This window comes from Cellulomonas gilvus ATCC 13127, from assembly GCF_000218545.1.
In the GTDB taxonomy this organism is placed as follows: Bacteria; Actinomycetota; Actinomycetes; order Actinomycetales; family Cellulomonadaceae; genus Cellulomonas; species Cellulomonas gilvus.
The window spans coordinates 628,526-642,535 of sequence record NC_015671.1 but is presented as its reverse complement, the minus strand read 5'-3'; the positions used below and the strand labels follow the sequence as shown (position 1 = coordinate 642,535).

14 protein-coding genes and 1 tRNA gene are annotated in these 14,010 nt (G+C 73.1%); 4 read left to right on the top strand and 11 right to left on the bottom strand.

The window, feature by feature from the left end; all coding sequences use genetic code 11:
* Positions 1 to 104: 104 nt before the first annotated feature.
* Positions 105 to 473, bottom strand: a complete 369-nt coding sequence (locus CELGI_RS03020; RefSeq protein WP_013882638.1) for a VOC family protein — start codon at positions 471 to 473, stop codon at positions 105 to 107.
* A gap of 62 nt (positions 474 to 535) precedes the next feature.
* Here CELGI_RS03020 and CELGI_RS03015 point away from each other — a divergent pair, with 62 nt between their 5' ends.
* Complete coding sequence (locus CELGI_RS03015) at positions 536 to 985, top strand: MarR family winged helix-turn-helix transcriptional regulator (protein WP_013882637.1); 450 nt, start codon at positions 536 to 538, stop codon at positions 983 to 985.
* On the opposite strand, the gene CELGI_RS03010 is transcribed toward CELGI_RS03015, so the two are convergent.
* The 5 genes from CELGI_RS03010 to CELGI_RS02990 all read right to left on the bottom strand — a co-directional run bounded on the left by CELGI_RS03010 (position 982) and on the right by CELGI_RS02990 (position 5,368).
* Complete coding sequence (locus tag CELGI_RS03010; protein ID WP_150104647.1) at positions 982 to 1,449, bottom strand: hypothetical protein; 468 nt, start codon at positions 1,447 to 1,449, stop codon at positions 982 to 984. The genes CELGI_RS03015 and CELGI_RS03010 overlap by 4 nt on opposite strands.
* A gap of 167 nt (positions 1,450 to 1,616) precedes the next feature.
* Positions 1,617 to 2,948 carry a hypothetical protein gene (locus CELGI_RS03005; RefSeq protein ID WP_013882635.1) on the bottom strand — a complete coding sequence of 444 codons (1,332 nt, stop codon included), beginning with the start codon at positions 2,946 to 2,948 and terminating at the stop codon, positions 1,617 to 1,619.
* Positions 2,945 to 3,694, bottom strand: a complete 750-nt coding sequence (locus CELGI_RS03000; protein WP_013882634.1) for an ATP-binding cassette domain-containing protein — start codon at positions 3,692 to 3,694, stop codon at positions 2,945 to 2,947. The genes CELGI_RS03005 and CELGI_RS03000 overlap by 4 nt, the downstream gene beginning before the upstream one ends.
* A gap of 201 nt (positions 3,695 to 3,895) precedes the next feature.
* Positions 3,896 to 5,128, bottom strand: a complete 1,233-nt coding sequence (locus CELGI_RS02995) for a hypothetical protein (RefSeq protein ID WP_041574079.1) — start codon at positions 5,126 to 5,128, stop codon at positions 3,896 to 3,898.
* Positions 5,129 to 5,296: 168 nt separating this feature from the next.
* Positions 5,297 to 5,368 (bottom strand) — tRNA-Gln (locus CELGI_RS02990).
* A gap of 81 nt (positions 5,369 to 5,449) precedes the next feature.
* On the opposite strand from CELGI_RS02990, the gene rnhA reads away from it, so the two are divergent.
* From rnhA to CELGI_RS02975, 3 genes are all read left to right on the top strand, one after another.
* Positions 5,450 to 5,905 (top strand): ribonuclease HI, encoded by a 456-nt coding sequence (rnhA, locus tag CELGI_RS02985; RefSeq protein ID WP_013882632.1) that lies wholly within the window; start codon positions 5,450 to 5,452, stop codon positions 5,903 to 5,905.
* A gap of 110 nt (positions 5,906 to 6,015) precedes the next feature.
* The gene (locus CELGI_RS02980) at positions 6,016 to 6,630 is read left to right on the top strand and encodes a TetR/AcrR family transcriptional regulator (RefSeq protein WP_013882631.1); all 615 of its coding nucleotides are present in this window, start codon (positions 6,016 to 6,018) and stop codon (positions 6,628 to 6,630) included.
* 38 nt (positions 6,631 to 6,668) lie between these two features.
* On the top strand, positions 6,669 to 7,178 hold the full coding sequence (locus CELGI_RS02975; RefSeq protein WP_013882630.1) for a MarR family winged helix-turn-helix transcriptional regulator: 510 nt from the start codon (positions 6,669 to 6,671) through the stop codon (positions 7,176 to 7,178).
* A gap of 92 nt (positions 7,179 to 7,270) precedes the next feature.
* On the opposite strand, the gene CELGI_RS02970 is transcribed toward CELGI_RS02975, so the two are convergent.
* The 5 genes from CELGI_RS02970 to CELGI_RS02950 form a co-directional block, all read right to left on the bottom strand.
* Complete coding sequence (locus CELGI_RS02970) at positions 7,271 to 9,064, bottom strand: ABC-F family ATP-binding cassette domain-containing protein (protein ID WP_013882629.1); 1,794 nt, start codon at positions 9,062 to 9,064, stop codon at positions 7,271 to 7,273.
* Positions 9,065 to 9,206: 142 nt separating this feature from the next.
* Complete coding sequence (locus CELGI_RS02965) at positions 9,207 to 10,160, bottom strand: 4-(cytidine 5'-diphospho)-2-C-methyl-D-erythritol kinase (RefSeq protein WP_013882628.1); 954 nt, start codon at positions 10,158 to 10,160, stop codon at positions 9,207 to 9,209.
* Entirely contained in the window at positions 10,157 to 11,080 is a 924-nt protein-coding gene (gene rsmA, locus CELGI_RS02960; protein WP_013882627.1) for a 16S rRNA (adenine(1518)-N(6)/adenine(1519)-N(6))-dimethyltransferase RsmA, read from the bottom strand. Before rsmA ends, CELGI_RS02965 begins: the two co-directional genes overlap by 4 nt.
* Before the next feature lie 87 nt (positions 11,081 to 11,167).
* Positions 11,168 to 12,517, bottom strand: coding sequence for a ubiquitin-like domain-containing protein (locus CELGI_RS17750; RefSeq protein ID WP_150104646.1), 1,350 nt, complete (start codon positions 12,515 to 12,517; stop codon positions 11,168 to 11,170).
* Between the two features lie 222 nt (positions 12,518 to 12,739).
* Positions 12,740 to 13,942, bottom strand: coding sequence for an aggregation-promoting factor C-terminal-like domain-containing protein (locus CELGI_RS02950; RefSeq protein ID WP_013882625.1), 1,203 nt, complete (start codon positions 13,940 to 13,942; stop codon positions 12,740 to 12,742).
* Positions 13,943 to 14,010 lie beyond the last annotated feature (68 nt).

The following is a 14,010-nucleotide window of genomic DNA, read 5'->3' as shown; positions in this document are numbered from 1 at the left end:
GGTCACTCTACCGCCGCCATCGGGGGGCCCCTGCCGGTCCGGCCGAGTCGCGGCTCACACCACCCGGACGGCGGCGGCAGGAGCCGGGGAGCGATGCCGTTCGCTCATGCGCGGTCGTGCAGCGTGATCCGGTAGCCGTCCGGGTCGGCGAACGTGAAGGTCCGGCCGAAGGGGCCGTCGACCGGTGCCGAGACGATGGTGTGCCCGTCGGCCGCGAGCGCGTCGTGGATGGCCTGGGCGTCCGTGGCATGCAGCCAGATCGCGGCGCCGACGCCCGGGTGCGGGACCGCGTCGAGGTCGGTGCCGGGGACGACCTCGCGGAGGGCGAACGCGATGGGCGTCGTCTCGAAGACGACCGCGTGCGGCGGCCCCGCCTGCGACCGGGTCAGGCCGAGGTAGGTCTCGTAGAACGCCTGCGACGCCGCGAGGTCGCGCGCCTGCAGGGAGATGAAGTCGGGGCCGGTGACGGGCATGGGGATCTCCTCGGATGCGTGTCAGTCTTCTGACATGCATCACCGTATGTCAGGATGCTGACATGAGTCAACGCGCGGGCATCGACCTCGAGACGTCGCTCGGGTACCTGCTCAAGGAGACGTCGAGCGCGCTCCGCGCCGCTATGGAGGAGGTGCTGCGGCCGCTCGGCATGACGGTGACGCGCTACTCCTGCCTCGAGCTCCTGGCGCAACGCCCGGGCCTGTCGGGCGCGGAGCTCGCCCGGGGCGTGTTCGTGACGCGGCAGTCGATGAACGTCCTGCTCCAGGCGCTCGAGAACGAGGGGTACGTCACCCGGGCGGAGCCGACCGCCGGCAAGGTCCTGCCCACGCGCCTCACACCACGCGGACGACGCGAGCTCGAGCAGGCCACCCGCGCGGTCCGGTCCGTCGAGGACCGGATGCTGTCCGGCATGAGCGAGGCCGATCGGGCCCACGCGTTCCGGCTGCTGCAGGCGATGGTCCGCTCCCTGCGCGGCGATCCGGGCGCCTAGACGGCGCTCTTCCGCGTGGCAGCGAACGCCCGTGGGTAGGACAGGTGGCGCGGGTCCCACAACGCCAGCGCGAGACCAGCAGCGAGCAGCCCACCCGCGATGCCGACCTGCCACGGCGTCGTCGTCGGGGCGAAGACGAAGGTCGCGAGCGTGCTGCCCGGCGTGGACAGCATCGCGAAGCCGAGCGCACACACCAACGGCAACCACGCGAGCCGGACTCCCGCGAGTGCCGACGTCCCGAGTGCGAGGCCCACCATCCACCCGAGGTTCCGGAGCGAGCCGTCTCGGACGTCCACCCGGGCCCACGCCGCGCTCAGGCAGACCACCGCGACCGCAGCCGCCAGGAACACCGCGTACGAGCCGCTGACAGCGGCGGTCGTGCGCCGCGAACGCGTGAGGACGCCGCACGGTAGCGCTTGGTGAGCCAGCGCGCAGCCGATCGCGAGCAGCGCGGGAACAAGCATGAGGACCGGAACGGGTGGTTGGAGCTGCAACGGGCCCACCCGCTCGACGGAGGCATCGCGCGCCACGAGCGCGGTCGCGGCCGCAGCGCCGGCGAACCACGCGGCGTGCCGAAAGCCCGTCGCCGCGAGAACTGCGACGAGGACGGGGCGCGGACGCCTCGACCCCTCTAGAAGTGGGGATATGTGCACGTCCGGAAGCCCTCCAGGATCTCGGACGCGTCGTCTGCGTCGAGCCTCGCACCCACGTAACCGACCGAGGCGCCGTAGTCCGGCTCCACCAGCTCGACCCAGGTCACCGTCAGGGCGTCAAGATCGCGCCAGTACTGCTCCGACGGCGGTTCGTCCTGCTGGACCTGCGCGCAGTGCACTGGCGACACCATGCCGCTGATGATCTCGGACGTGGTCGGACGGACGCCCTGGAGGTGCTCAGGCATCACGTAGAGCGGTGCCACTGACGGGTCGGCTGCCTGTGGCAGGAGCGTCCGGCTCGCCTCGGCGGCGCGCGCCGGCAGTAGCTCGCCGAATCCCTGCTCGCGCGTCGCGGTGATGATGGGGGCCAGCTTCTCCCGGAACTCCGCGGCGACGCGCTGGTGCTGCGCGTAGAAGCAGGTCTCCACACCCTCCGTCAGGGCGCACGAGTCGGGCATCGCATCCGTCTCGCTCAGCCGCTTGGACGTGGGGACCGCGCAGATGGCTCCGAGCGCGATCACGGCTGCGAGGGCGAGCGCAGCATCTCGTCGGCTCACGGCGCGGATGCGCCGGCCCTCGCGCGGACGCGGTGCGACGAGCGCGACGGCGCACAGCACCAGCGCGAGCAGTTGCAGCGCCAGATGGGAACCGTCGTAGCGGTACCCGACGCGTGGGATAGTCGCGCCGCCCACCTCGAGCAACACGATGTGTCCCGTAGGCGACGAAGCCACGAACACCGCAGCGAGCGCTGTCAGTGCGGCTGTAGCGCCGCCGACCAACGGTCCGGCGAAACGGCCGATTGCGGTCCCGAGTATGGCGAAGACGGCGAGGATGGCGAGTTGCACGCCCACGGCGAGGAACGCAAACGGGTCGCCCACGGGAGGAGCGGACACGATCAGCATCGCCGCGAGCACCCCGAGGTGCGCCGCTCCGACAAGTCCGGCGTAGGTGGCCGCTACCGCCGTGGAGGGCGAACGAGCGAGGCGCGAGCGCGTCGTGTGCTCCGCACCTTCGGCGAGCCGGCACGTGTCGACGGCGGCAAGCCCCGACACGACCGGGCCGACGATGATGAACGCGACGGGGAGCCAGTCGATCGTCCACACCAGATCACCACGCCACTGCATCCCCCGCTGCGCGGCCACCGCCAGCTCCGCACCGACGGTGGCGAGCACGGCCCAGAGCACCAGGCCGTACCGGAGCACGTACCGCGGACCGGACCACGAGGTGACGCCACGAGACCGTGCACGCCCCGGTTCGACGGGCTCGAGGACCATCGGCGCGGGCTCGACCGCGCGGATCGCGCCGCTCATGCGCTGCCCCGCACCGCCGCGAGGAATCCGCGCTCGACGGCAGCACCCGTGCGTTCACTCGTCCCGTCGAGCAACACCAGTTCGTCGACGGTCCCCGCGAACACCGCCTGGCCTTCCCGCAGGACGACGACGCCGTCGGCCACCGACGCGACATCCTCCGCGAGGTGCGTGGACAAGACCACCGTCACGCGCTCCCCCAGCTCGCGCAGGAGATCGCGCAGGTCGATGCGCTGCACCGGGTCCAGGCCGACCGTCGGCTCGTCGAGCACGATCGCGGGGGGCGATCCCAGCAATGCCTGGGCGACGCCCAGACGCCGGAGCATCCCACCGGAGAGCGTGCCCACGCGTTGGCGACCCACGGAGGCCAGGCCGACGGCCTCGAGCGCCTCGCTGATCGCGCGCACCTCGATCGCGTGGTCCCTGGTGGACTTCGCCCACGCGATGAACCGCAGGTAGTCGAACACACGGACATGCCGCGGCGCGGTGAAGTCCTGGGGAAGATACCCGACGGACATCGGAGCGCCGGCCGCGCCACCGTGCTGGCGCACGCTCCCCTGCCTCGCCGGGAGCAGCCCGACGACCAGCTGGATGAGGGTGGTCTTCCCCGCGCCGTTCGCACCGAGCAGGGCGGTCACGCCTGACCCGAACGCCACATCGACAGGGCCGAGGGTGAAGGCGCCCCGCGAGACCACCGCACCGTCCAGTGCGAGGACCCTCGCGTGCTCCTCGGCGCCGTAGCGCTTCATCCAACTCCCCCTGTGACCGCTCCTGCGCCGCGCCTGCCTCGAGGGGGCCGTCGAACCCCGGGCTCAGATCGGCCGCTCAGCAACCTAGCCGAGCCGAGCGGCGCTCGTCGACGGTCTGGACCGCCTAATCCGCGCGTACGGAGCATCATCCACTCCCCGGACCGAGGCGAGCCCTTGGCCGTCCAGTGGCGGCGATGTCGCTCAGGTCGCCGAGCTGGTGAGCAGCTCCTGCTTCGACCTGCCGGTCCACCCGATCCTCTGGATCAGCACCGTGCTGCCGCCGCAGAACGGCATTGAGGTGGTGTAGCTGTCCAGGGAGTTCTTGTCGGGTGAGCGGTAGATCACCTCGATGTCAGACCCGGGCTTCCACCGTCGGACCTCCTCGGGCCCTCCCGCGCCGTCGGTCGTCCAGTAGCCCGCGCCATGGCAGATCGCTGCCCCGCCGACCGATGTCTCGCCCAGGTCGTAGATGCGACCCTCGTCGAGGGCTCGCAGCGGAGACTTGAAGTAGTTGACGCCGTCCGCGCTCGTCTCAGGTGCCCCCGTCCATGCGACCAGGTTCCTGTCCGCGACTGCCCGCGAGATGCAGTCCACCCCTCGGAGCGCAGCGGACTGCTGCGGCGTGATGCCGTGCACGGCACCGCACTCACCGTCGTCGGGGTAGACCATGTAGGTGAGCGTGTCGTCGTCCGCCACCTTCACGTAGTTGATTCGCCCTCCCTCGGCTGCGCACTCGACCGTCGTGGGTTCGCCCGGCCGTGCGACGGACGTCTGATCGAGGCAGACGAGCCCGTCGTCGTGAGGTCGGTTCAGGTAGAGCGTGTCGTCCACGACGGCGGTCTCGCTCCAGATCCCTGGTGACTCGAGCAGCACCCGGGACTTCCCGGAGACCGGATCCCAGTGGACGACGCGGTAGTCGCTGGTGTCGTCGTTGCCCACCCCGAACACCGCGGAGCCGTCGTCTCGGACCGACCCCTGCTGCGGGATCTCGCCCGCATCGCCCGGAAGCGTGCGCACGTCACCGGACGCGAGCATCGCGAACGCCGACTCGCTGCCGGCAGAGTCCTGGATCGTCCCGACCAGGACGTCGTCCGTGGCGGCGATCGTCGACATGAACCCGTCCGGGACATCGACCGCCGTCCACCCCGCGTTGTCGTTCGAGACGTCCACCACGGCGAGCTCACCAACGCCGCCGGGTGCTGGCGTCGCGGAGCTCGCGGCGGTGGGCACGGGGCCAGGCTGCGAGGTCTCGTCGCCGGTCGGCTCCGGCGGCGCCGGGTTGTCCGGACCCGTGCACGCGGCGACCAGCGCCAGCGTCACGACGACGACGAGTCGAGCCGTGAGCGGGTGGCGCCCGCCCACCATCCGGTACCCGGTGCGCGAGGCCGACCCCGCCCTGCTCGTCGCACCCGTCATGGACGGCGCGACGGGCATTCGGCGTGGCGCTCATCGAGCCGGCGACGGGCGCGCCCGCCATCAGGTCGCAGATGTACGTGTCGGGTGCCGCTCATCGATCCCCCTGGTGTCACGGTGCCGGCGGTGGCATCGGTGAGGCGACATTAACGGCCGGCACCCGCCTGCGGGCCACAACGGGCTCGTGCGCTCCGCCCCCAGGATTCGAACCCGGACCTCGAGGCACCAAAGGCCTGTGTGCTGCCGTTACACCAGGGCGGACCGGCTCGTCGGACGACGAGGCGGCGGCCTCAGTGTGCCAGCCGACGTCGGCCCCCCGCGCCGGACCCTAGGGTGGTCGCCGTGACCAGCGAGCTGCCCCCCGTGCACATGTGGACCGACGGCGCCTGCAAGGGCAACCCGGGAGTCGGTGGATGGGGTGCGTGGATGCAGTTCGGCGAGCACGAGCGCGAGATCTTCGGCGGTGCGCCGCACACCACCAACAACCAGATGGAGCTCACGGCCGTCATCGAGGGGCTGCGTGCGCTGACCAAGCCGTGCGAGGTCACGCTGCACGTGGACTCGACGTACGTCATGAACGGCGTGACCAAGTGGGTGCACGGCTGGAAGCGCAACGGGTGGCGCACGGCGGACAAGAAGCCCGTCAAGAACCAGGACCTGTGGATCGCGCTGGACGCCGAGGTCGCGCGGCACACCGTGCACTGGGTGTGGGTCAAGGGTCACGCGGGCGACCCGGGCAACGAGCGTGCCGACGCGCTCGCCAACCGCGGCGTGGACCAGGTGCGCGCGGGGGCCTGAGCCCGCGCGACGAGCCCGGGTGTCCGCGGGCGCGCTGACCGGCCCGGGCGTAGGGCCCGGCACGGCATGATGGGCGCGTGGCGGAGAGCAAGCGAGCACCCCGGTCCCGGATGACCGGGGTGCAGCGGCGCGCCCAGCTGCTGGACGTCTCGCGCCGGCTGTTCGCCGAGAAGGGGTTCGAGGGCACCAGCGTCGAGGAGATCGCGGCCCGCGCGGACGTCTCCAAGCCCGTGGTCTACGAGCACTTCGGGGGCAAGGAAGGCGTGTACGCGGTCGTCGTCGACCGGGAGATCCAGGCGCTGACCGGTTCGCTGACCGACGCGCTCGAGGAGGGCGGGCACCCCAAGGTGCTGGTCGAGCGGACCGCGCTCGCGCTGCTCACCTACATCGAGACGTCCGAGGACGGCTTCCGGATCCTGGTGCGCGACTCCCCCGTCGCGCAGGCCACCGGGACGTTCTCGAGCCTGATCGGCGACGTCGCGAGCCAGGTGGAGCACCTGCTCGCGGACCAGTTCCGCAAGCAGGGCCAGGATCCCAAGACCGCGCCCATGTACGCGCAGATGCTCGTCGGCATGGTCGCGCTGACGGGCCAGTGGTGGCTCGACGCGCGCAGGCCGGGCAAGGCCGAGGTCGCGGCGCACCTGGTGAACCTCGCGTGGAACGGCCTGTCCGGACTGGAACGCCGGCCCGCGCTGACCAAGGCGGAGATCGACCGCGCGGGCTGACCTCCGTCGAGATTGTCGACGTCGAGTAACCTCGCGCCATGGTGGACACCGGCTCGCACGACGAGGTCGACCGCATCGTCGCGGCCTGGCAGCGTGAGCGGCCCGACCTGGACGTGGGCCCGCTCGAGGTCCTGTCCCGCGTGAGCCGCCTGGCGCGGCACCTCGACCTGGCGCGGCGTGGCGCGTTCGCGCGGCACGACCTGGAGACGTGGGAGTTCGACGTGCTGGCCGCGCTGCGGCGCGCGGGCGCGCCCTACCGGCTCTCCCCCGGCGCGCTCCTGACCCAGACGCTCGTCACGTCCGGCACCATGACCAACCGGATCGACCGGCTGGAGGGCAAGGGCCTGGTCGGACGGCAGCCCTCCCCCGACGACCGCCGCGGGGTGCTGGTGCAGCTCACCGACGCGGGCCTGCGGCGCGTGGACGCCGCGTTCGCCGACCTGCTGGCCAGCGAGCACACGCTCCTGGCGGACCTCCCCGACCCCGACCGCGCGGCCCTCGCCTCGCTCCTGCGCACCATCTTGACCCCCTTCGACACCCCCCACTGACCCCGACCTGGCGGACAAGTACCAGGTCGGCGGATGGGACGCCCGCCACCCCGGGCCGAACTGGCGGATAGATGCCAGGTGGGCGGGTGGGGTCAGTCGGTGAGGGTCGCGGCCTCGAGCCAGGCGGACTCGAGCTCGTCGCGCTCGGCGGCCAGGGCGCGCAGCTCGGCGTCCAGGCGCTGCACCGCCTCGTGGTCCGTGGCCTGCGCGGCGAGCGCGACGTGCAGCGCGGCCTCGAGCTCGGCGATCTTGGCCAGGCGGCGCTCGATGCGTGCGACCTCCTTGCGGGCCGCGCGCGCGTCAGCCGCCGAGAGCGCGGGGGTCTCGGGCGCGGCGGACGACGACACGGCGGGGTCCGGCGTGGCCGACGACGACGCCGCCAGGCCCGCGCGGCGCAGCGTCAGGTACTCCTCGACGCCGCCCGGCAGGTCCCGCAGCGCGCCGTCGCCGAGCAGGGCCACCTGGCGGTCGCACACGCGCTCGAGCAGGTAGCGGTCGTGCGAGACGACGATCAGCGTGCCGGGCCAGCCGTCCAGCAGGTCCTCGAGCGCCGCGAGCGTGTCGGTGTCCAGGTCGTTGGTCGGCTCGTCGAGCAGCAGCACGTTGGGCTCCCCGACGAGCAGGCGCAGCAGCGAGAGCCGACGACGCTCACCGCCGGACAGGTCCCGTACGGGCGTGCGCGCCCGGTCCTTGGTGAAGCCCAGCCGCTCGACCAGCTGCGACGCGGTGAGCTCCTTGCCGCCGACCACGACGGACCGCTTCTCGCGCTCGACGACCTCGACGACGCGCAGGTCCGCGAGCTCGTCGAGGTCCTCGACGTCCTGCCGGAGCTCGGCGACCCGGATGGTCTTGCCGCGCTTGACCCGCCCCGCATCGGGCGTCAGGCGACCCGACAGGAGCCGCAGCAGCGTCGTCTTGCCCGCGCCGTTGACGCCGACGAGGCCGTATCGGTCCCCCGGGCCGATGCGCCACGTCACGTCGTCCAGCAGCGTGCGGCCGCCCAGTGCGACCGTGACGTCCTCGAGGTCCAGCACGTCCTTGCCCAGCCGCGCGGTCGCCATCTTCGACAGCTCGACCTGGTCACGCGGCGGCGGTTCGTCGGCGATCAGCGCGGACGCGGCGTCCAGCCGGAACTTGGGCTTGGACGTGCGCGCGGGTGCGCCGCGCCGCAGCCACGCGAGCTCCTTGCGCAGCAGGTTCTGCCGCTTCTCCTCGGTGACCGCCGCCGACCGTGCACGTTCGGCGCGCGCCAGCACGTACGCGGCGTACCCGCCCTCGTACTGGTCGACGACGCCGTCGTGCACCTCCCACGTGCGCGTGCAGACCGCGTCCAGGAACCACCGGTCGTGGGTCACGACGACGAGCGCACCCGAGCCGCGGCCGAACCGCTGGTTCAGGTGCTCGGCGAGCCACGCCACACCCTCGACGTCCAGGTGGTTGGTGGGCTCGTCGAGCACCAGCACCTCGTCGTCGCGGACCAGCAGCGCGGCCAGCGCGACGCGGCGGCGCTGCCCGCCCGAGAGCGTGCTGACGTCGGCGTCGAGCGCGACGTCCGGCAGGAGGCCGGCGTGCACCGCGCGGATCCGCGAGTCCGACGCCCACTCGTGCGCGTCGGCCGTGCCGTGCACGACGTCGAGGACGGTGCCGGGCGGCAGGTCGTCGCGCTGGTCGAGCATCGCCAGGCGCGTGCCTCCCGCGCGGGTAACCCGCCCGTCGTCGGGCTCCTGGACGCCCGCGAGCACGCGCAGCAACGTCGACTTGCCCGCGCCGTTGGGGCCGACCACGCCGATGCGCTGACCGTCGTCGAGGCCCAGGCTGAGCGCGTCGAGCAGGACGCGCGTGCCCAGCGCGAGGGTGACGCGGTCCGCGCCGAGCAGGTGAGCCATGAGGACAACGAGGCTACCCGCCCGGCGCCGCGGACCGTCCCTCCCCCGTCAACCCCCACCCCCCACGCCGAGCTGGTACTTGTCCGCCAGGTGGGCGTGCCCACCTGGCGGACAAGTACCAGCTCGGCAAGAAAGGAGGGGGTCAGTCGGTGGAGATGACGCGGGCGCCTGCCACCGGGCCCGTTGCCGTCAGGACGCGGTCGGCGACGCCCGCGGCGGTGAACGCCGCCGCGAGGACCAGGGCGTGCTGCCGGCTCCGGGCCAGGGCCGCCACGGTCGGACCGGAGCCGGACACGACGACGCCCAGGGCGCCCGCGTCCTGCGCGACCGCGAGCGGCTGGGCCAGGTCCGGGTCGAGCTCGAGCGCGGCGGGCTCGAGGTCGTTGTGCAGCGCCGCGCCGAGCGCATGCGCATCACCCGCCCGCAGCGCCTGCAGCAGCGGGACGTCGTCGTCGAGGTCGGGCGGCTCGGCCACGTCGGCGCCGTCCCCCATCGCGCGCAGCTCGTCGAGCGCGCGGTACACGACGCCCGCGGACAGGCCGCGGTCCTGCACCGCGAACGCCCAGTGGAACTCGCCACGGCCCAGGACGGGCGTGAGCAGGTGCCCACGCCCCTGGCCCACCGCGGTGTGGCCCTGGAGCACGAACGGCACGTCCGAGCCGAGCTCGGCCGCGAGCTCCACCAGCTCGGCGCGGCTCAGGCCGGTCTGCCACAGCGCGTCGCACGCGAGCAGCGCGGCGGCCGCGTCGGCCGAGCCACCCGCCATGCCGCCCGCGACCGGCACGCCCTTGTCGATGTGCAGCCGCACGCCCTCGTCGATGCCCGTCGCGCGGGCCAGGAGCTCGACCGCGACCATCGCCAGGTTGGAGGAGTCCGTGGGCACCAGCTCGGACTGCGGCCCCGAGACCGTCACGACGCGCTCGTCGCACGCCCGCGCGACGACCTCCTCGAACACCGAGACCGCCTGGAACACCGTGGTCAGCGCGTGGTAGCCGTCGTCCTGGCGCGGGCCCACATGCAGCGACAGGTTGATCTTCCCGGGCGCGCGCACGCGCACCTGCCGTGTGGTGGTCACGTCGAGCGAGCTGAGCGTCACGGCTCCACCGTGCCACGGACCGCACGATCGCGCGGAAGGTGCTCGGCGATCCGCGCGAAGGCGGCGATGTCGACGGTCTCACCCCGCGCCTGCGGGTCCACACCCGCGGCCGCGAGCGCCGCGACCGCGGCGTCGGCGGAGCCGAACAGCCCCGCGAGCGCCGAGCGCAGCATCTTGCGGCGCTGCGCGAACGCGCCGTCGACCACCGCGAACACGTCCTCCCGGGTGGCCGTGGTGACCGGCGGCTCGCGGCGGTCCAGGCGGACCAGTGCCGAGTCCACGTTGGGCGCGGGCCAGAACACCGACCGGCCCACGGTCGCGGTGCGGCGCACGTCGGCGTACCACGCGGCCTTCGCGGACGGCACGCCGTACGTACGGCTGCCCGGGGGCGCTGCGAGGCGGTCCGCGACCTCCGCCTGGACCATGACGAGCCCGTGCTCGAGCGACGCGAACCGTTCGAGGAACGTCAGCAGCACCGGGACGGACACGTTGTAGGGCAGGTTCGCGACGAGCGCGCGCGGCGGCTCGCCGGGGAGCTCCGTCACGTCGAGCGCGTCCTGGAGGACCACCTCGAGGCGGATGCGGCCCTCGTCGTCGGCCAGCGCGACGCGGCCGGGCTCGTCGAGGGGCCGCAGCCCCGCGTGCTCACCCACGGTCCCCGGCAGGAGGCGGGCCAGGACCGGGTCGATCTCGACCGCGACGACGTCCGCGCCGGCCTCGAGCAGGCCCAGGGTCAGCGAGCCGAGACCCGGCCCCACCTCGACCACACGCATGCCCGGCTCGACGTCGGCCTGCCGGACGATCTTGCGCACCGTGCCGCCGTCGAGCACGAAGTTCTGCCCGAGCGTCTTGGTGGGGCGCACCCCGGCACGCGCGGCGAGGTCGCGGATCTGCGCGGGGCCCAGCAGCGTGACGGTCATGGCGAGGAGCCTACGAGAGAGACGGGGACGCCCCGCCCGGTCCCGCGCGTGGCGGGTCCGGACGGGGCGTCCGTGGGTCCGTGCTGCTCAGCTGAACAGGCGCGGGCCGCAGTGCGGCCACTGCCCGGCGCCCGAGCGCAGGTAGAGCATCTTGGCGCGGGCCGTCTGCTCGGCGGCCGGCGCCTGCGACGGCAGGCCGGAGCCGCCGACCGAGGCCCACGTGCCGACCGAGAACTGGTACAGCCCGTGGTACAGCCCGTTGGCCGAGACGATGGTCGGGTTGCCACCCGACTCGCACTGCGCCAGCGCGGCCCAGTTCAGCGAGTCGGCGTCACGCGTGTCACCGATCGGGCCCGGGTTGCTCTTGGCGACCGGGCGCTCCTTGGTGCCGACCGCGACGACCTGGGTCACCGGCTTCTTGGTCTGCTCGTCGGAGAGCCGCACGCGCGAGGTCTCGACGCCGTCGACGTACGTGACGCGCTCGACGATCGCACGCGTGCCCATGACGCCCTTGGTCAGGACGACCTCGTCACCCTCGTAGCGGTCCGGGTCCTCACGCGTGGTGGTCGAGAACTTGACCTTGGACCAGTACGTCTCGTCCTTCACGACGACGCGCGTCACAACGACCACGGGGTGGCCGTGCACGTCGTTCCGCAGCGACACCTGGTCGAGGTCGGTGAGCTCCACGCCCGCCTGGTCGAGCGCCTCGGCCACCGTGGTGCGCGCGTCCTCGACGACGATGCGCTCGTCGTCCACGAGGATCGTCACCTTGCCGTCCACCGACAGGTCGAGCGTGAGCTGCGGCCGGCCGCCGCTCGCCGAGCGCGACGCGACGAGCTGCACGTCGGGGTCGCGCGCCGCGAGCAGGTCGAGGGCCTCGTCCGCCGTGAGCGCCGTGGTCCACACCGTGCGCTGCTCGCCGTCCTGCGAGATGCGGATCTGGTGCGCGCTGCGCACCGTGATCGTGGCGCCGTCCGTGAGCCGGCCGTGGGGCTTGACGTCGTCGCGGGCGCCGAGCACGACGCCCTCGTCGTGCAGGAGGCCCTCGACCGAGCCGGCGAACGTGCTGACCTGCCGCAGCTGACCGTCCACGTCGAGCGTGACCGTCTTGTGCGCGGCCGCGTAGGCGGCGGTGCCGCCACCGACGACGAGTGCGACCGCCGCGACGGCGGCGGGCAGGACGAGCCGGCGACCGCGGCTCGCACGGGCCGGGGCATCGGCCGTCTGCTGCTGGGTGGGGTCCTCGGGGACCGTCGGGTGTGCGCCGCGCTCGGGGCGCAGGCGCGAGAAGGGGCGGACGAGGCGGGTGAAGAACTGCACGGGGCTCCAGCCGTCGTGGTGCCCGGGCACGGGGTACGAGGCGTGCCCGTACGGGCACCCGACGTCGCTCGCCCGGCGCTGCCGGGCTGTGCCGTGACGACTGGAGGGAGTCGTCACCGTCGGTCCCGGATCCCCGATCCGGCTGTCTGGTCCCGCCCGACGAGCGGACGGGTGCGCTGCGAGGCGCAGGCAGACGAGCCTGAGAACCGGTGCAGCGACAGGCGACCGTAACCCGATCGTGATGTGACGTCCAACGCCGGTTGCCCCGGGCTGCCGAGCGGTCGGTCAACGGCGGGTCAAGCGCACGTCCGGGCAGGGGCCACCGGGGTCAAGCCAGGGTCAGTACCAGCCCTGGGACAGGAACGAGGACCACGCCCCGCACGGCGTGCTGTAACGACTCTTGATGTAGTTCAGACCCCACGTGATCTGCGTCTCAGGGTTGGTGCGCCAGTCCGGGGCGACCGACGCCATCTTCGAGCCGGGGAGCGCCTGCGGGATGCCGTACGCCCCCGAGGACCTGTTCTCCGCATTCACCCGCCAGCCCGACTCCTTCTGCCACAGCGTGAGCAGGCACGCGAACTGGTCGTCGCCCCAGCCGCGGGCCGCCGCCATCTGCTTGCCGAGGGCCTGCGCGGTGCCCGGCGAGACGTTCACGTCCGTCGGCATGTCCGCGGTGCCGACCGTGACCACCTGGTCGCGCGGCGGTGTGGTGATCACCGAGGTGACCACGGTGCGCCCCACGACCACGCCGCCCACGCGCTCGAGCTCGTACGTGGTGGTGCGCACGCCGGCCCGGCCGGTCTGCGTGATGATCCGGGTGCCCTTGGGCAGCGAGGCGTCCTCGACCTCCTCGGTCTCGAACGGGACCGCCTCCGTGACCACCTCGCCGCTGCTGTCCCCGCGCGTGACCAGCACCGCGAGGCCGTCCACCGACGCGGCGTCGAGCGGCACCGAGACCTGGTCGCCCTCGTTCAGCACCAGGCCGATGTCCCGCAGCGCGTCCCGCACCGTGGCGGCCGTGCTCACGCCGTCGATCACCTGGCCGTCGACCACCAGGTGGATCTCCTTGAGCGTCGAGACGTGCAGCGTCCCCCGGCCCAGCGACGACGAGCGCGACGCCGAGAGGCGGACCTCGCCCTCGCGCAGCCCGAGCGCCTCGACCGCCTCGCCGACGGTGAGCGCGGTGGTCCACACGGTGCGCGGCGTGCCGTCGACGTCGACCTGCAGCTGCCGCGCGTGCCGCACCACGATCTGCTCGCCCTGACCCACGGCCTGGTCGAGCGCCGGGACGACGAGGTCGCGCTCACCGGTCTCGATGCCGCCCGCGCGCAGCACCTGCCCGACCGTCCGGCCGAATCCCTCGACCTGCACGGGCGTGCCGTCCACGTCGACCACGACGTCCTTGTGGAGCACCGCGAACGCGCTGGTCGCACCGGCCACCAGGGCCAGGACCAGCGCCTGCGTGAGGACGCGCCCGGCCCGGCGTCGCGCGGGCGCGGCGGCACGACGACGGTGCGTCGTGCTCCTGCGGGCGGCGCTCACCCGGGACCGTCCTTCCTGGTCGTCGTGCCCTGCGTCGCGGCCGGTCGCGGCCGCCGCTGGACAACCGT